14 protein-coding genes are annotated in these 16,849 nt (G+C 55.8%); 12 read left to right on the top strand and 2 right to left on the bottom strand.

Features of this window, described 5'->3' with window-relative positions:
- Positions 1 to 58: 58 nt before the first annotated feature.
- Together fliD and EXZ61_RS19080 are read right to left on the bottom strand one after the other, a co-directional pair.
- Positions 59 to 3,091: a flagellar filament capping protein FliD gene (fliD, locus tag EXZ61_RS19075; RefSeq protein ID WP_142813397.1), complete on the bottom strand. Its 3,033-nt coding sequence runs from the start codon at positions 3,089 to 3,091 to the stop codon at positions 59 to 61.
- A gap of 179 nt (positions 3,092 to 3,270) precedes the next feature.
- On the bottom strand, positions 3,271 to 4,776 hold the full coding sequence (locus EXZ61_RS19080; protein ID WP_142813399.1) for a flagellin N-terminal helical domain-containing protein: 1,506 nt from the start codon (positions 4,774 to 4,776) through the stop codon (positions 3,271 to 3,273).
- Between EXZ61_RS19080 and EXZ61_RS22425 the strand changes: the two genes are divergently transcribed.
- The 12 genes from EXZ61_RS22425 (at position 4,775) to EXZ61_RS19135 (ending at position 16,826) form a co-directional block, all read left to right on the top strand.
- A complete protein-coding gene (locus EXZ61_RS22425; protein WP_281063809.1) occupies positions 4,775 to 4,897 on the top strand; it encodes a hypothetical protein in 123 nt (40 codons plus the stop codon). The two genes, EXZ61_RS19080 and EXZ61_RS22425, sit on opposite strands and share 2 nt — an antisense overlap.
- 314 nt (positions 4,898 to 5,211) lie before the next feature.
- On the top strand, positions 5,212 to 6,732 hold the full coding sequence (locus EXZ61_RS19085) for a flagellin N-terminal helical domain-containing protein (RefSeq protein ID WP_142813401.1): 1,521 nt from the start codon (positions 5,212 to 5,214) through the stop codon (positions 6,730 to 6,732).
- Between the two features lie 352 nt (positions 6,733 to 7,084).
- Positions 7,085 to 7,411 carry a flagellar transcriptional regulator FlhD gene (gene flhD, locus EXZ61_RS19090; RefSeq protein WP_142813404.1) on the top strand — a complete coding sequence of 109 codons (327 nt, stop codon included), beginning with the start codon at positions 7,085 to 7,087 and terminating at the stop codon, positions 7,409 to 7,411.
- Positions 7,412 to 7,436: 25 nt separating this feature from the next.
- Positions 7,437 to 7,973: a flagellar transcriptional regulator FlhC gene (gene flhC, locus EXZ61_RS19095; RefSeq protein ID WP_142813406.1), complete on the top strand. Its 537-nt coding sequence runs from the start codon at positions 7,437 to 7,439 to the stop codon at positions 7,971 to 7,973.
- 164 nt (positions 7,974 to 8,137) lie between these two features.
- On the top strand, positions 8,138 to 8,995 hold the full coding sequence (gene motA, locus EXZ61_RS19100) for a flagellar motor stator protein MotA (protein WP_142813408.1): 858 nt from the start codon (positions 8,138 to 8,140) through the stop codon (positions 8,993 to 8,995).
- Positions 8,996 to 9,013: 18 nt separating this feature from the next.
- Positions 9,014 to 9,958 carry a flagellar motor protein MotB gene (gene motB / locus EXZ61_RS19105; protein ID WP_142813410.1) on the top strand — a complete coding sequence of 315 codons (945 nt, stop codon included), beginning with the start codon at positions 9,014 to 9,016 and terminating at the stop codon, positions 9,956 to 9,958.
- Between the two features lie 60 nt (positions 9,959 to 10,018).
- Positions 10,019 to 10,408: a chemotaxis response regulator CheY gene (gene cheY, locus EXZ61_RS19110; RefSeq protein ID WP_142813412.1), complete on the top strand. Its 390-nt coding sequence runs from the start codon at positions 10,019 to 10,021 to the stop codon at positions 10,406 to 10,408.
- 240 nt (positions 10,409 to 10,648) lie between these two features.
- Positions 10,649 to 11,803, top strand: a complete 1,155-nt coding sequence (locus EXZ61_RS19115) for an EscU/YscU/HrcU family type III secretion system export apparatus switch protein (protein ID WP_142813413.1) — start codon at positions 10,649 to 10,651, stop codon at positions 11,801 to 11,803.
- The gene (gene flhA, locus EXZ61_RS19120) at positions 11,800 to 13,881 is read left to right on the top strand and encodes a flagellar biosynthesis protein FlhA (RefSeq protein WP_142813414.1); all 2,082 of its coding nucleotides are present in this window, start codon (positions 11,800 to 11,802) and stop codon (positions 13,879 to 13,881) included. The genes EXZ61_RS19115 and flhA overlap by 4 nt, the downstream gene beginning before the upstream one ends.
- Positions 13,878 to 15,314, top strand: a complete 1,437-nt coding sequence (gene flhF, locus EXZ61_RS19125) for a flagellar biosynthesis GTPase FlhF (RefSeq protein ID WP_142813416.1) — start codon at positions 13,878 to 13,880, stop codon at positions 15,312 to 15,314. The genes flhA and flhF overlap by 4 nt, the downstream gene beginning before the upstream one ends.
- Positions 15,307 to 16,110 (top strand): P-loop NTPase family protein, encoded by an 804-nt coding sequence (locus EXZ61_RS19130; protein ID WP_142813418.1) that lies wholly within the window; start codon positions 15,307 to 15,309, stop codon positions 16,108 to 16,110. Before flhF ends, EXZ61_RS19130 begins: the two co-directional genes overlap by 8 nt.
- Entirely contained in the window at positions 16,110 to 16,826 is a 717-nt protein-coding gene (locus EXZ61_RS19135) for an RNA polymerase sigma factor FliA (protein ID WP_142813420.1), read from the top strand. Before EXZ61_RS19130 ends, EXZ61_RS19135 begins: the two co-directional genes overlap by 1 nt.
- Positions 16,827 to 16,849 lie beyond the last annotated feature (23 nt).

Raw genomic sequence — 16,849 nt, forward strand, 5'->3', positions numbered from 1 at the left:
GCGCCTGCTATTTATTTAGTAGCTATCTGCGCTTATTCCACGTGCGTAAAGCCCCAATTTAGCCCGTAGATTTATTCCAGGTGGTGACTTGCTGGGACACATAGGTGCTCAGCGCGTTCAGGCTTGCCATCTTTCCATCTAGGGCGCTATAGGTCTTTCTAAGCCGCGCCTCCGCCATGTCAGCCCGGGTATTGACCTTGGCTTGCTCTTTCGCGTTAAGGTTTAACTCAGTCTTCAGCCCATTGGTCCGGTTGGTCACCGTACCGTTGCTCGACAAAAGGCCTTGCCCTAGGCTTGCAAACTTCAGCGCAAAGCCGTTGAGTTGTAAGTTGCCATTGTCGGTAACGAACAGCTTTTGCAACTCCGTGCCATTGTTGGCCGCCGTGCTGAGCTTTGCGGTGTTCATGGTCAAAGAACCGTCCAACTGCCGCTCTACGCCCACATCTGCCAAGCGCGTGTAGGTGCTGCCATTGCTGATAGAGCCCAGCATGTTGCGCATCACGTTTTGCAAACCCACAATGCTGGCATCCCCTTGAAAGAGGGACGCAGTCTTGGTGCCCGCATCGTATTTCGTTAAATCCACCAAATTGGCATTAAGCGCGTTGTAGGCGGTCACAAAATCGTTGATGTTCTTGACGGCAACAGTCACGTCTTCTGCCACGTTCAAGGTCACGCTCGACGTGGTTACCGCCTTCAGGTCAATCGTCACGCCCGGCAGATTGCCAGCCAAGGTATTGGTTTTGGATGTCACCACTGCCCCATTGATGCGGGCACGGGCATCAGCCCCGTAGGTGGCAGTAATGCCAGAACTCGCCATGCCGTAGGCGCTGTTTTGGGGGTCATAGCCCATGCGTGACAGGCCCGAGTTATCGGTACTGCCACCATCACCATCTGTAACCTGCACCCGAAAGCCCGCTGCAGCGCCCGTGTCTTTGGAAGTCAGCTGCAAGCGCTCTTGCGTGCCATCAAAAAACGCTGCGGCAACAATGCCGCCATTGGCCGCATTGATCTTAGCGGCCAGTGTGCTCACGGTGTCGGTTGCGGTGACGGTGATTGCCACATCCGCGCTCGAGGCGGAAGGTACAAACGTGGGGCGCGCGGTGGTCACGCCATTGGTGGCGTTGGCAACAGCTGTGGTGGCATTGGTGACTGCCGTGTCGGCTGCGGTGACGTTGTTGCTTGCAGTTGTCACCGCAGCAGCGGCTGTGGCACGGTCGGTGGTGGCGGTGGTGAGCGCCGTGGTCTTGGTTGCCGCATCGGCAGCGGCGGTCGATTGATCGGTGGAGGCCGTTGCCAAGTTGGTGCTAGCTGTGGCGGCATCGGCCACTGCGGTCACTTGGTCGGCCAGCGCAGTGGCTTTGGTTGCGGCCGCCGTAACGGCAGCCGCGGAGGCGCTAGCGTGGGCTGCTGTTGCCACGCCAATCGCGCCATTGGCCGTTGCCAATGCGGTAGCAGCGGCCACCTGGGCAGCCGTGGCACTGGCAAGGTTGGCGTTTGCAGTGACCAAAGCGGCGTCTTTGATCGCTTTGTCACTGGTCGCCGCACTCACTGCCGCACTGGCCGTGGCCACATCAGAACTCGCCGTTGCCTGGGCCGACACAGCCCCTGAATAGGTGGCAGCGGCCGTTACCGCTGTTGCAGCGGCGGCGGTTTGTGTCGCTTGCGCGGTGGCCTTAAAGGTTGCAGCATTGGCAGGCGTGGTACCTGCTGCGTTGGCAGCATCAATCGCTTGCGCCTTGAGTACCGAGGCGTTGCTGGCATCGGCGGGTGCCGTAATGGCATCGGCGGCCGTTAAGGCCGAAGGGCTGGCCACGGCCAGTGCACCGCGCGCACTCAGCATAGTCGACCTAGCCGTAGCCTCATCTGCTTGTAATGCGGGCGTGGCATGGTCGTTCAGCCCAATTTTTGCCACCCAATCAGCGTAGGCACTGGCATAGGCAGTGAGCTCCGTCTTGCCAACGCCGGCTGGTGGATAGCCGGTTGCGTAGCTCGACAGCGCAGTACTAGCGTTCTGGTCATCGGCCAAGGCGGCCGAGGCCGTGTTGGCCGCAGTTGCGGCCGTGTTGGCAAGTGCCAAAGCACTATTGGCGCTCGCCAGTGCGCTATTGGCATTTGACAGGCCGGAGGTCGCACTGGCCAAGGTGCTGTTGGCAGCAGTCAACACACCATTCTTAGTGGCAAGGTCGTTATTTGCAGCATTTAGCGTTGTTTGGGCGGTGCTGGCGGCATTAGCTGCGGTGCCTTTGGTGGCCGTGGCACTGACCAAGGTGGCATCAGCGCCGTCAAAAACAGCTTGGGCTGCGGCTATGTTGGCAGGGGCCGCCGCGGTGACCGTTGTGAGAGTATTGAATGCAGCCAGCTCAGCTGCATCGGCCGCCGCGCTTGCAGAGGTGGCGTTGGTCGCCGTCGTATTGGCGGTAGCCAGAGTGCTGTTGGCGGTGTTGGAGGCAGTCGTTGCTGCGGCTAAATTGGCGTTAGCTACTGTTAGCGTAGCTTGCGCAGTGGCCGAGTTTGACGTGGCTGTTGCCAGCGTTGCATCCGCGGTGACCAAATTCGCGTTGGCTGTCACCAACGCAGCATTGGCATTGGTCTGGTTGGTTTGGGCGGTGACCAAGGCGGTCTGGGCCGCTGGCAAGGCTAGGTCTGCATTGGCAACACCCGTGTTGTCCGTAGTGGCGTTTCCGGTCGGGCTGGTCCAAGTGCCCAAGCGCAGCGTCATGGTTCCGGCCCCCACATACGCGCCTGCCGTCAGTGCCGCTGAAGACACTGCCTGCTTCTTGGCCAGTGAGTCCACATCCAGCGTGTAGGTGCCAGCGGCAGCAGCACTGGTGACGGCCAGGGTGGCCGCGCTCGTGTTGCTAGACGTGCCGGTGCGAGCGATCCACGCACTACTGGCAGAAATGCGCGCGGCAACATCGGTGAGCGCGGAGACTTGCGACTTGATTTGCCCCATGGCCGACACGCGAGCGTTGGCAGTGCTTGCTTTGTTTGCCAGCGCTTTCAACGGCGCCTTTTCAAGCGCTACCAAAGCGGTGATCGTGGCCTCTACATTGAGACCACTGCCAATACCAATGGATGAAATGGTTGCCATACAGCCTCCTGCGTCGCCAGAAACACCTCATTGTCTGCAAAGACTCTCTGTGTAAACCCCGAATAAACCCCCGAATACCCCAACGCGAGCAGCGACGACGGGTACAACCCCGTCGTCGCTGATAGCAAGTTGGCTATAACTACTTACACAATCTAAGCTTCTTTCAATGTGCTACCCAGTTACCGCAGCAAGGCCAACACACCTTGCGGCAACTGGTTGGCTTGAGCCACCATCGCCGTACCCGCTTGTTGCAAGATCTGTGAGCGAGACAGGTTGGCTGTTTCTGTCGCAAAGTCGGCATCTTGAATGCGCGAGCGTGATGCGGAGAGGTTTTCCACGGAAGATGCCAAGTTGGCGACCACAGATTCAAAGCGATTTTGGATAGCACCAAACGTACTTCGCAAGGTACTCACCCCGGCCAGTGCTGAGTCAATCGCATCAATCGTGCTGTTGGCGTTGGCCACACTGGTGACCGATGCACTATACAGTGAGCTGCTTCCGAGCGCCAAGCCCCCCGCGGCAAAACCTGCAGCCGCCGCGCCAGCGCCAACAAGATCAATCCGTTCATTGGCGGAAAGCCGTACCGTCCCGACCGCTGTCCAGGCTGTTGTCCCGGTAGTGGTCAGCGCAGCATTGAGCGTGTTGTTTTCGCCTGCCACGGTGGATGCTGCCCCCAAACCGGTTGAGTCATTGGTCTGCGCCGTCACAATGATGTCTCTGCCATCGGCGGCTGTGAGGGTGATGTTCCCGCCTGAAAAAGACGCTGTGACGCCCGTGGCACCTGCGTTTCGATTCACGCCTTCTGCAAACTGCTCGCCCGTTAAGCCAGAGGCTGCTGCGTTGAATACCTGTGTCCCATTAATCGTCATACTGTAGGCTACGGTGGTTGTGGTGTAGGCAGCCTTGATCGTAGTGTTGGCCTCGGCCCTCAAACCAGGGACGCCTGCCTGGTTGATGGCACGCACCTTGGCGAAAGCACTTTGACTGGTTTGCCCTTTTGCATTTTCAGTAGCAGTCACGGTGGAGGCACCGACCGTCACCTCGGCATTGTTGCCAACCGTAATTTTTAAGTCACCAGATGCTAAGGATGCGGTAGAGACGCCTGCCCCCTGCGCGCCAATAGCTTTAGTACCATCAAATGTGGCGGCTGACCCAATGTAGTCGGCCCGACGGCCAAGGTTGGTCGTACGCTTGCTATCAGTCAAGTCCAGCTCGATGGTTTGACTTACGTTGGCACCGACTTGGAACACTGCCGTGCCGAAAGAGCCGTCCAATAAATTGCGCCCATTGAACTGGGTTTGGGAAGAGACCCGGTCAATTTCCTTAATGCGTTGTTGCACTTCGAGGTCTAGCGAAGCGCGGTCACTCGCGGTGTTGGTGGAGTTGGCAGATTGCACCGCCAGCTCACGAATGCGTTGCAAATTGGTGGTGATTTCACCCAAAGCACCTTCAGCCGTTTGCGCCAAAGAGATACCGTCGTTGGCATTGCGGGCCGCTTGACTTTGGCCTCGAATTTGCGCGGTCATGCGGTCGCTGATAGCCAAGCCCGCTGCATCGTCTTTAGCGCTATTGATACGCAAACCTGAAGACAGGCGCTGCATCGACGTAGACAAGGACATTTGGTTCACGCTCAAGTTGCGCTGCGCCGTCAACGAGTTGATATTGGTATTGATGGTGGAAGCCATGACAAAACTCCTTATAAATACATTCCAAATCCGGCAAATTGCCGATCCCAACGCCAGCATTGCTACTGACCGCTATGACCGGTGCGCCACCGAGAGCACCATCCGGACGGCAGACCTATAAAGGACCTGTTGGAATTGTTTTCGGGTTGTCAACAGAAAACTTGAGCCAGTTTCAATAAACATTTGCTTAGCATGCAGTCGTGGCTTTTAAAAGACCATGTACGCAGCTTCTTGCCTACAGACCCGAGGTTCGAGGGTTTACCCCTATCAAGAAAACCTTTAGCAGAAAAATCAGCCTCGGTTTTCAAGCGCTTATCGCGCCATTGGATAGCCATTGCATCTCCACAATTTACCCATCGTTACTGATTGTCTGCAGGTCTGGAGCAGGCTTTGCAATCGGAGGCGAAGCCGCTTTACTTTTTTAGGAGTTTCGCAATGGCCTCAACCATTAACACCAATGTCGCATCGTTGACTGCGCAACGCAATTTGGGCGTGAACCAAGCCTCTTTGCAAACATCCATGCAAAGACTGTCCTCAGGCATGCGCATCAACAGCGCCAAGGACGACGCTGCTGGATTAGCCATCAGCGACCGCATGACCTCGCAAATCCGCGGGCTCACCCAAGCCGCGCGCAATGCCAACGATGGCATTTCGTTGGCGCAGGTGGCTGAAGGCGCCATGGGCAGCGTGTCTGCCAACTTGCAGCGCATACGGGAACTGGCGGTGCAGTCTGCCAACGGCACCAACAGCTCTAGCGACCGCCAAGCGCTGCAAAAAGAAGTGGCGCAACTCAAAGAAGAAATCGCGCGGGTGGCGAATCAAACCGAGTTCAATGGCATCAAGCTTTTGGACGGAACCTACTCCACGCAGCTGTTTCAGGTGGGGCCCAACGCCAACCAAACCATTGGGGTGAGCGTGAGCAGTGCGCTGGCGACTGACATGGGAAACAATAAAGTAACCACGAGCACCACGGCACCCTGCATTGCCAGCGCATCGACGGCGCAGACAGGTCCCTTAACCGTTGCTGCGAATGTGACAGCCGCTGTGAATGGATTTGCAGGCCCTCAAATACTGACGGTAGCCGGCAATGGAACGGTAAACACCACAACCCTTGCAGCAGGATCAAGCGCCAAGACCATTGCAACAGCTATCAATGCGTTCACCGGCCAAAGCGGAGTCACGGCAGTCCCTAGCAACACTGCAACCATATCGGGTATTTTGCAAACAGGACCGGTGCAGTTCGAGTTAATGGGCATGAATGCCACCCCCATCACCATTTCGGCGACAGTAAGCGCTACCACTGATTTAGCCTCCATCGCGCAGTCCATCAACAGCCAAACAGGGGTCACAGGCATCACCGCCGATGCAGACAAAGTGGGCAACTTGGTACTGAAGAACTCGACTGGCGACGATATCCGCATAGGCAATATCAGTACAGCACTGGGATTGACTGGCGCCACAATCAAGGGGGCAGATACTGCCACATCCCAAACCATACAAGTTGCGCCAAGTGCAACCGCTACGAGCGTCACAACGGTTGGCGGCAGCGTTAAATTCAATTCATCGACTGGCTTTTCTTTGGCTACCGATACCGCAGGAACGCTATTTGCAGCCGCAACCAATGGCAGCACCTTGTCCGCGGTATCAGCCATTGACATTGGCACGACCGACGGCGCCACAGATGCCCTTTTGGTGGTCGATGCCGCTTTGTCTACCGTCAGCAGCAGCCGCGCGCAGCTCGGTGCGGTGCAAAACCGGTTTTTAACCACCATTGACAACCTGAACACCACCAACGAGAACTTGGCAGCGTCGCGCTCGCGCATTCAAGACGCAGACTTCGCGCTGGAAACCGCCAACCTGTCTCGCACGCAAATCTTGCAGCAAGCAGGCACGGCGATGGTGGCCCAGGCCAACCAGTTGCCGCAAGGGGTGCTGGCACTGCTGCGCCAAGGCTAGGCCTTCGCCACGAGGCTTGGCGCCTTCGGTGCGATCTGTTCGCAGGCGAGACCATGCTCGCAGTGATCGATCAGTAGATATGTCTAAAGCTTGGAGGCTCCACAGCCGATAGCAAGATGAAAGCTTCTGCGCTGGCAAACCATTTGCCTGACACATAAGCCCAAAGAGCAGCGCACGCGGCTCACACTTTGACCTTGGTTTGATGCTGCTTGTAGGTGTTTTTCCTACAGGCTTTTGGCGTTGTGCTGACAGCCTGATTAGCCTATTTCTTATTCAGATTTTTGGTCCTCCCCAACAGAATTGACTTCAAGGCGATTCACCGAATGGCCGATCAATCAACCAGGAGAGAACCATGAACGACGAGCAAGTTTTGAAGGAAATCCGCGAAGCCAACCTGACCTATTTGATGTTGGCCCAAAACCTGATTCGCAAAGACAAGCCAGAAGCATTGTTTCGCCTAGGCATGTCAGACGAGGCTGCTGACCTGATTGCCGCTTTGTCCACCGCGCAGATTCTCAAAATCTCCTCTTGCAATATGTTGCTGTGCCGCTTCCGCGTGGACGACGACACGGTGTGGAACTTGCTCACCAACCACTCGGTTAACAAAGTGGACAACGACGCAACCACCAAGCTGCACGCCAGCATTTTGATGGCCGGCCGTTTTGCCGAAGCCATGTAAGCCCCCACACGATTAGGAGAACACCATGGCCACCAAAAGCGTATTGAACGATTCCAAGCAAGTAGAACGTGCGGTTGCACTCATCCAACTGGGTGCGCGCTTGCAAGTGCTGGAGAGCGAAACTGACTTGTCCTATGAGCGATTGCTGCGTTTGTACAAAGAGGTAGCGGGTCGCTCGCCTAGCAAGGGGCAACTGCCTTTCTCGACCGACTGGTTTCTGACATGGCAGCCCAACATCCATGCGTCGCTGTTCCAAAACACCTATGAGTACCTCACCAAGGTGAGCGCCATGGACGACATTGACGCCATCATGAAAGCCTACAAGCTGTACACAGAACAAATTGCAGCCTGCGGCGTCGAGCCCCTGTTGACCATCACCCGGGCATGGCGCTTGGTGAAGTTCATTGACAACAACATGCTGTCCATGACCAAATGCTCCAAGTGTGGTGGGCACTTCGTGAGCGAGGCCTACGAAAACTCCCGGCATTTTGAATGTGGCTTGTGCACTCCCCCCGCACGTGCAGGCAAGGGCGCTGCCCACGGTGGCATCTTGCTGCATTAATGCTATGTTTTTGGTAGCTGCATGCGCAATATACAAAGGCGCATCCGCCTGTTTTTCAAAAATGTTTAAGCATTTCACCAGCACGACGATATGATAGATGCAGGGCTGGAAAAGCCAAGTTTATTCACCCCTGAAGCTCTTGGCTTCGCAACCACAATGCACCTATGTTTGTAATCATTGGCTGGCTGGTTATTTTGGTTTGCGTGTTTGGTGTGTACATCTTTCACGGCGGCAACATCATGGTGATCCTGCATGCGCTGCCATTCGAAATGATCACCATTGGTGGTGCCACTATTGGCGCGTTTCTGGCCAACAACCAAATGAAGGTTGTAAAAGCAACGATCAAGGGCTTAGGGTCATGCTTTAAAGGCAGCATCTACAGCAAAGCCCGTTACATGGAGCTTTTGGCCTTGCTTTTCGATATCTTGCAGAAAGCCAGAAAAGAAGGGCTGATGGCCATTGAAAAAGACGTAGAAGACCCACACTCTTCCGAAATTTTCAAAAAATACCCGGTCGTTGGGAGTGACCACCATGTGGTCGAGTTCATTACCGACTATCTGCGGATGATGGTGTCGGGCAATTTAAACGCGCACGAGATCGAGTCTTTGATGGACACCGAGATGGAGACACACCACAACGAAGCACACGCAGCCGTTGCTGCGATTCAGCGCGTAGCTGGCGGCTTGCCCGCATTCGGAATTGTGGCTGCCGTTCTTGGCGTCGTGAACACCATGGGATCGGTGGGGCAGCCCCCCGCGGTATTGGGCGGCATGATCGGATCTGCCTTGGTGGGTACTTTTCTAGGGATTTTGTTGGCCTACGCATTTGCTGAACCTTTGGCAGGGGTACTGGAACAAAAAGTGGAAGAAGGTAGCAAGGAGCTGCAGTGCATCAAAACCACCTTGTTGGCCAGCATGCAGGGCTACAACCCGTCCACCGCCATTGAGTTCGGGCGTAAGGTTTTGTTCTCCACTGAGCGCCCCACCTTCGCTGAGCTAGAAGCCCACGTCAAGAAGAAATAAAGCCCGGACCTTATTGCCATGGCAACGGACGCAAAGAAGCTACAGCCGATCATCATTAAGCGGGTCAAGAAGGGGGGGCACTCCGCGCATGGTGGTGCCTGGAAAATCGCTTACGCCGACTTTGTGACCGCCATGATGGCGTTCTTCTTGCTGATGTGGCTTTTGGGCAGTACGTCAGAAGGTGACAAAAAGGGCATCTCTGACTATTTTCAGTCTCCGCTCAAAGTGGCTTTGCAAGGCGGCTCCGGCGCTGGGGCCAGTAACAGCGTTATCAATGGCGGGGGAAATGACCTGACCCAATCAGCAGGCCAATCGCGCAGGGGAGACGGCGCTGACAACAAGGCCCGAAAAATGTCAGGCGATACCACCAAGGCAGACCTGGCACGCAAAGATGCGAGAACCTTGGCGGCTCTCAGCGAAAAGATTGCGGCCGCCATCTCCAGCAACCCCAAACTGTCTGAATTTTCTTCACAAATCAAGCTAGAGATCACGCCTGATGGCCTTCAGATTCAAATCGTAGATGACCAAAGACGTCCCATGTTTGACAGCGGTAGTGCGTCGGTCAAGAGCTATATGCGCGACATCTTGCGTGAAATTGGGGTAGCACTGCTCGAAGTGGACAACAAAATTAGCTTGGACGGCCATACGGACCAAACCACCTACAGCAACGCCGCGCGTGGCTATAGCAACTGGGAGCTCTCGGCGGACCGAGCCAACGCAACCCGCCGGGAGCTGGCTGCCGTGGGTATGGCCGATGACAAGTTAGTCAGAGTCGTGGGAATGGCATCGAGTTTGCCGCTGGAACCCGACAACCCCTTGAGTCCCAGCAACCGAAGAATTAGCATATTGGTATTGACCAAAGAAGCGGAGTTAAGGATGCTGGGGGGAAACCGTATCCCGCTAGATGCGGAGGTTGAAACCGAGAAGCCAATTGCCACCACAGGTGCAAAAACACAGCCCTAACCGATTGAAAATTCAGTCATACTTACACAAATACAAAAACCGCTAGCGAAAGAGTTATCCATGTCCAAAGAACTGCGTTTTTTAATTGTTGACGACTTCTCCACGATGCGGCGAATTGTTCGCAATTTGCTCAAAGAAAGCGGATATACCGAAGCAGACGAAGCGGAAGACGGTGTCGCAGCGCTTCAAAAGCTCCAAAACAGCAGTTTTGACTTTGTAGTGAGCGATATCAACATGCCCAACATGAATGGGTTCCAGTTGCTGGCGGAAATCAAGAAAGACGACAAACTCAAGCATATCCCCGTACTGATGGTGACAGCGGAGGCGCGCAAAGAGGACATCGTTCTGGCAGCCCAGCAAGGTGCGGCAGGCTATATCGTCAAGCCATTTACCAAGGCCACGCTAGAAGACAAGGTCAACCACATCTTGACCAAAAACGGACTCAAGTAGGTACTTCGCTTTTGTCGCCCCCAATGCGAGGGGTGTCTGCAGCTTGGATTGAAATCACACCGAGCGCATAGAGGTCTAAGAACCCACCCGCCAACTGCGTAGGTGGGTTTTTTCTTTTTGAACCGCCACACACCTCTATCTAAACGCTAGCGCCAAATAGCCGGGACTTCCCGCCTCTTTTGGCACTTTAGTTTGCAAGGCCGCTCACGACAATGGTAGGAACTTTAGGGTCCCGCCATCATGGAATCAGGCAGTCAAGATCGCAATTTACCGGCGTCAGAGCGCAAGCTCAAAAAAGCGAAAGAAGACGGCCAGGTAAGTCGCTCGGAAGACCTGTCGCACTTGGCGGTGCTGGGTGCAGGCGCGGTCAGCGTCATGACCTTAGCGCCGGTTTTGTTTGATCGGTTCAAGGAGACCATTAGCCGGCATTTCTCGTTTGACGCCACCACCGTCAAACAAGCGGGCAGCATGGTGACACGCCTGGGCGATGCGACCTTCATCGGGCTAGCTGGTTGTGTTGCCTTTGCAGTCATCATTTCTGCGGCAGCCATATGTGCGGCGGTGGGATCGGGCGGTTGGGTCAACAGCTTGAAGCCGCTCATGCCCGACTTTGGGCGACTCAACCCGCTCTCTGGCATCAAGAACCTCTTCACAAAAAAGAAGCTCATTTCCATCGCAAAGATGTGCTTGCTAACCAGCATACTTTTTGCGATAGCCACCATGTTTTTGACAAGCAACCTACAAACGGTGGCCGCCCTGGTGATGCAACCGTCCAGCGGGATCATCGCATTCCTTACCAAGTGGCTAACCTCCGGGATGGGCCTGATGCTACTTGTCATACTGCTCGCCGCCATGGTGGATGTGCCCTTGCAAATCTTCTTGCACAAAGATGAAATGAAGATGTCACACCAAGAGGTGAAGCAAGAAGGCAAAGAGTCTGACGGTAACCCGCAGATGAAGGGCAAGATTCGCCAGCGGCAGAGAGACCTCGCCCAAAAAGGCAGTGTGAACGCAGTGCCCAAGGCGGATTTTGTCGTCATGAACCCCACCCACTTTGCGGTGGCCATTCGGTATGACGAGAAAACAATGCAAGCGCCTCAAGTGATCTCTAAAGGTGCGGACTTGCTGGCCATGAAGATTCGCGATCTGGCCAAGCAGCACTCCATACCTGTGCTGCAGTCACCCATGCTTGCTCGGGCGCTGTACGCCAATGCGGAGCTCAACCAAGACATTCCTTCCGCGCTGTACACCGCCGTGGCCCAGGTATTGGCCTACGTCTACAAACTGCGTGCGGCCATGCGTGGCGTGGGCCCTATGCCTGCCGACGTGCCCCAACCGTTTGTCCCGCCCGAACTGGACCCCCTTAGCAAGACCCTTGCGGCTGCCACACCATGAACCCGCAACTCCAACAACTTCAAAATTGGTACCGCCGCAACGCGGACGTCATCAAGGGCGCGGGTGCGCCCATGCTGGTGGTGATGATCTTGTCCATGATGGTCTTGCCACTGCCGCCCATCGTTTTGGATGCTTTTTTCACCCTCAACATTGCAGTCGCACTGATGGTGATGATGGTGGCGGCCTATATGGTCAGGCCGCTAGACTTTGCAGCATTCCCCTCTGTGTTGCTGCTCACCACCCTGATGCGTCTGTCGCTGAACGTCGCCTCGACTCGGGTGGTTTTGCTAGAAGGTCACACTGGCCCAGGTGCAGCTGGCGCTGTGATTGAGGCCTTTGGCCACTTCTTGATTGGCGGCAATTTCGCAGTAGGTCTGATCGTGTTTGCCATTTTGGTGGTGATCAACTTTGTGGTGGTGACCAAGGGTGCTGAGCGTATTGCGGAGGTTTCTGCGCGTTTTACCTTGGACGCGATGCCCGGCAAGCAAATGGCCGTAGACGCCGATTTGAATGCGGGCCTTATTGACGAAAAAGAGGCCAAACGCAGGCGTGCCGAAGTAGGTGAAGAGGCCGAGTTCTTCGGCTCGATGGATGGCGCGTCCAAGTTTGTGCGCGGAGATGCAGTGGCCGGTATCCTGATCTTGCTGATCAACATCTTCGGCGGTTTTGCCATTGGTGTGCTCCAGCATGACCTCACCGCCTCGCAGGCCGCCAACACTTATATCTTGCTGGCGGTCGGTGACGCGTTGGTTGCGCAAATTCCAGGTTTGCTCATCTCGGTCGCTGCCGCCATGGTGGTCTCTCGGGTGGGTAAAGACCAAGACATCGGTAAACAAATTGTGGGACAGATGTTCGCATCCCCCAAGGTCTTAGGCATTACAGCAGCCATCATGTTCATTCTGGGCATCATCCCGAACATGCCACACATGGTGTTTTTGAGCATATCTGCGGTGCTTGCCTATGGCGCGTGGTTGCTTGCCAACAAGCCACCTCCTGCGGATCCCCAAGCTGCGGCACCGGCACCTGTGAGCGATGGTGAGGCCTCGTGGGACGACCTACAACCTGTGGACCAACTGGGCCTGGAGCTTGGCTACCGCCTGATTGCCTTGGTCGACAAAACACGCCAAGGCGACTTGCTGACACGCATCAAGGGCGTGCGGCGCAAGTTTGCCCAAGAGGTAGGCTTTCTGCCCCCTCCTGTGCATGTACGCGATAACTTGGAGCTTAAACCCAGTGCCTACCGCATCACCTTGCGCGGAGTGATCGTCGGCGAAGGCGAGGCCTTTCCCAATATGTACCTCGCCATCAACCCTGGTGGGATTACTACGCCTCTGATTGGCACCGCTACCACCGACCCAGCGTTTGGGCTTCCCGCGCACTGGATCGACGACATGCAAAAAGAAGCAGCGCAAATGGCCGGGTTTACGGTGGTTGATTCCGAGACTGTGATGGCCACCCATTTGTCACACTTGATGCAAGTACAGGCATCCAAGTTGTTAAGCAGAACTGAGACACAACAGCTTGTAGAACACGTAGCGAAGTTGGCGCCCAAATTGATTGAAGAGGTAGTACCCAAAATGGTCTCCGTTGCTGTATTCCAGAAAGTCCTGCAGCTGCTGCTGGACGAGTCTGTGCACATCCGCGACATACGCACCATCATTGAGTCCATTGCCGAACATGCCACAACCGTGAGCGACCCTGCCGAGCTGGCGCGTCGGGTGCGAGTGGCTTTGTCTCCCGCCATCGTGCAGCAAATCTATGGCCCTGTGAAAGAGCTCAACGTCATCGCAATTGACCCGGGCCTTGAGCGTTTGCTGGTCCAGGCTTTGGGCAACAACAATGGCCCCGCTTTGGACCCTGGCGTTGCAGACATGCTCACACGCACAGCGGCCGAAACCGCCATGAAACAAGAGGAGATTGGTGTCCCCGCCTGCTTATTGGTGCCAGACCAAATTCGCAGTGCCATCTCCCGTCTAGTGCGGCGCGTGGCACCAAGGCTTCAGGTGCTCTCGCACAGTGAGATTCCAGAGACCCACACTATCCGTATCGGCCCCATTTTGAGAGGTGCAACATCATGAACATCCAACGTTTTACCGCACCCACCTCGCGCGAGGCACTCGCAAAAGCCCGTCTCGTATTTGGAGAGGGCACTTTGATTCTGTTTAACCGCCCGACAGAAAACGGGGTCGAAGTCGTCGCCACCGCTGAAGAAACTCTGGAGGCACTCGACCGCGGGGAAGGGTTAGACGGGGGCAAAAAAATAAGCCTTGCGCGCAATGGCGCGCCGCCCACGTACCAGCAGGTGGCAAGCAAGGTAGAAGATGACGCCAGCCAGCTGTCCATGAGCACGCTGTCCTTTCAAGACTATGTGCGTGAACGCATGCTCAGAAAGCGCAGCGAGAGCGCGCCCGCCGAGCCCGTTGCGCCGATCAAGACCGTCAAAACAGTGGAGCGGCCTAGGGCTGCATCTGCCCACGGGTTTGAAATACTGGAATCACCACAGCAAGCAAAACCTGCTGCGCTCCGCAAAGTACCGACTCTGACCAACACAACAACTGGTTTGCCCAAAGAGATCGTGACGGAACTGCACGCCATGAAGGAGCTGATTGAAGACAAGTTCAACACCTTGGCATGGTTGGGCCAGGCCCGCCAAAACCCCATTCAGTCCAACATGATGCTCAAACTCATACGGGCTGGTTACTCGCCTACGCTGGCACGAACGATCCTGGAACGCATGCCAGAAGAGATGGATGCATCACAAACCGTGCGCTGGGTCATGGACGTGCTCGAACGCAATCTGCGCACCGACGCAGATGCGCCGGCCATTCAAGAAGAGGGCGGCATCTTCGCGCTGATTGGAGCCACCGGAGTTGGCAAGACAACCACCGCAGCCAAACTCGCAGGCATATGCGCGCGCACCAACGGACCCAGCAGCGTCGGTTTGATTACGCTAGACACTTACCGCATTGGAGCGCAAGAACAACTCCGGGCCTACGGAAAGATGCTCGGTGTGGTGGCGCACCTCGCGCATGACCGCGCCGCCTTGCAAGACCTACTGGGACTGCTATCCAACAAGAAATTGGTGTTGATCGACACCACAGGCCTCGCACCACGCGACCCTCGCAAACGTGAAATGCTGGATCTGTTGGAGCTACCAGACATCAAGCGCCTACTGGTACTGAATGCTGGCGGTCATGGGGACACGCTAGAAGAAGTTGTTTCCGCATTCAAAACACCAGGCAGCCCCCAAGTTATCTTTTCGAAGATCGATGAAGCGGTCAAACTAGGGCCCGCCATTGACGCAGCCATTCGCCACCAGCTAACCGTGCGCGGCGTGACCACCGGGCAGCGGGTCCCTGAGGACTGGGAGCCTGCCAATGCCTCCAAGCTTGTGCGCGCCTCCATGCGCGCAGCTACCACCTCCGCCTTCGACCCCAAAATTGGAGATCTCAATCTTTTCTTCAACCCTGCTGCGTACGCACCTGCCAGCAAGGGGGCATTTGATGCTTGAAAAACCATTGAACCAAGCCGCAGGCTTGCTGGAACTTGCCGAACCGCCGGCACCTAAGCTCATGGCGGTGGTAAGCCATGGGGACGAGCAATCTGAGCTCCCCCTACTTTGGCGACTATGCGCCGCATTGGTTGACTTTGGCTATGCTGTCACCGTACTCGATGGAACAACCCGAGAGTCCGAGGCCAATCCAGGCCTAGAACAATACCTAGAAAACGGCTACTGGACGTCCGACGACAAAGAAGACGTGCCCGCATGGAGCATCATTCCGGCGGGCTTGGGTTTGCGTAGCCTAGGAAGCATGGCGGACTCGCAAGCCCAAACGCTCGCCTACTTGCATCAGCTTTTCCAAAACGAGGGCATTGTTTTGATCTACGACAGCGCAGACTGCTTGGTTCCTCTGCTGTATGACACAGGCATCTCCCCATTGCTGGTACTCACGCCCTTGCGCTCGTCGCTCATTACTAGCTACCGCTCTTTGAAGCACTTGTTGCTTAACGGACGGCTAGAGCCTACCATTGTGGAAATGGCGCATCGGCAAGGTGCACTCCCACCGAACAAGTTGGGCAACGTAGCCAACAGTCTGACCGAATGTGCCAAAAACTTTCTGGGCTATGGGCTGACGGCCCTGCAAATTGAAGCGCCTTTTGATGACGACAGACCGTGTGTAGACATTCAAAACTTAGCACTTCGCATGCTGGAAAACACCTTGCAACTTAGCGCTGATTGTGTAAGTCACCCCGCTCAAGCCGGTTCACTGGCCCACACGAGTGGCCAACGCGTTGGGAGCCATTGATGTACACCGCAAAAGGCCAAATGGATCGCAACGCGCTGATCAAACAATACCAGCCGCTTGTTCGACGCTTGGCACACCACATGATGGCCAAGCTCCCCGCCAGTGTGGAGGTGGATGACTTGATTCAAGTGGGCCTGATTGGACTATCCGACGCGCTCACACGTTACGAGTCAGCGCAGGGCGTTCAGTTTGAGACCTTCGCCACCCAGCGCATTCGAGGCGCCATGCTTGACGAGCTGCGCGAAAACGACTGGATGTCCCGAGGCTCTAGAAAAAGCCAAAAAGACATTGAAACAGCCATGCGCAAGTTAGAGCACCAGTTGGGCCGCAGCCCCGCTGAATCAGAGATTGCCAAGGAGCTAGGCATGAGTTTGGGTGACTACCAGTCTCTGCTTGGCAAAGTTCGTGGCACGCAGCTGGTGTATCTAGAAGACATGTCACGCCGCAATGAAGACGACGACACCTTCTTAGATCGGCATGTGGCGGATACGGATGCAGACCCTCTCAACATGCTACGCGATCAACGTATTCGCGCAGCTTTGGTTGCGGCTATTAAGGGTCTACCGGAACGGGAGCAGCACATCATGAGCATGTACTACGAACAAGACATGAACCTCAAGGAGATTGCCGCAGTGCTAGACGTCACGGAGTCCCGCGTGTGCCAACTGCATAGCCAATCCATTGCCCGGCTGAGAGCCAAAATGCGCACCCACTAAGACCGAAAGCACACCGTTACACC

The sequence above is a fragment of the Rhodoferax aquaticus genome (genome assembly GCF_006974105.1).
In the GTDB taxonomy this organism is placed as follows: Bacteria; Pseudomonadota; Gammaproteobacteria; order Burkholderiales; family Burkholderiaceae_C; genus Allorhodoferax; species Allorhodoferax aquaticus_A.

What these genes read in the sequence shown, in the direction of transcription:
- cheY (WP_142813412.1), top strand. Translation starts at nt 10,019, where the DNA reads ATGTCCAAAGAACTGCGTTTTTTAATTGTTGACGACTTCTCCACGATG.
- flhC (WP_142813406.1), top strand. Translation starts at nt 7,437, where the DNA reads ATGGCCACCAAAAGCGTATTGAACGATTCCAAGCAAGTAGAACGTGCG.
- EXZ61_RS19085 (WP_142813401.1), top strand. Translation starts at nt 5,212, where the DNA reads ATGGCCTCAACCATTAACACCAATGTCGCATCGTTGACTGCGCAACGC.
- EXZ61_RS19130 (WP_142813418.1), top strand. Translation starts at nt 15,307, where the DNA reads ATGCTTGAAAAACCATTGAACCAAGCCGCAGGCTTGCTGGAACTTGCC.
- motA (WP_142813408.1), top strand. Translation starts at nt 8,138, where the DNA reads ATGTTTGTAATCATTGGCTGGCTGGTTATTTTGGTTTGCGTGTTTGGT.
- EXZ61_RS19115 (WP_142813413.1), top strand. Translation starts at nt 10,649, where the DNA reads ATGGAATCAGGCAGTCAAGATCGCAATTTACCGGCGTCAGAGCGCAAG.
- EXZ61_RS22425 (WP_281063809.1), top strand. Translation starts at nt 4,775, where the DNA reads ATGACAAAACTCCTTATAAATACATTCCAAATCCGGCAAATTGCCGAT.
- flhD (WP_142813404.1), top strand. Translation starts at nt 7,085, where the DNA reads ATGAACGACGAGCAAGTTTTGAAGGAAATCCGCGAAGCCAACCTGACC.
- EXZ61_RS19080 (WP_142813399.1), bottom strand. Translation starts at nt 4,776, where the DNA reads ATGGCTTCCACCATCAATACCAATATCAACTCGTTGACGGCGCAGCGC.
- flhA (WP_142813414.1), top strand. Translation starts at nt 11,800, where the DNA reads ATGAACCCGCAACTCCAACAACTTCAAAATTGGTACCGCCGCAACGCG.
- flhF (WP_142813416.1), top strand. Translation starts at nt 13,878, where the DNA reads ATGAACATCCAACGTTTTACCGCACCCACCTCGCGCGAGGCACTCGCA.
- fliD (WP_142813397.1), bottom strand. Translation starts at nt 3,091, where the DNA reads ATGGCAACCATTTCATCCATTGGTATTGGCAGTGGTCTCAATGTAGAG.
- EXZ61_RS19135 (WP_142813420.1), top strand. Translation starts at nt 16,110, where the DNA reads ATGTACACCGCAAAAGGCCAAATGGATCGCAACGCGCTGATCAAACAA.
- motB (WP_142813410.1), top strand. Translation starts at nt 9,014, where the DNA reads ATGGCAACGGACGCAAAGAAGCTACAGCCGATCATCATTAAGCGGGTC.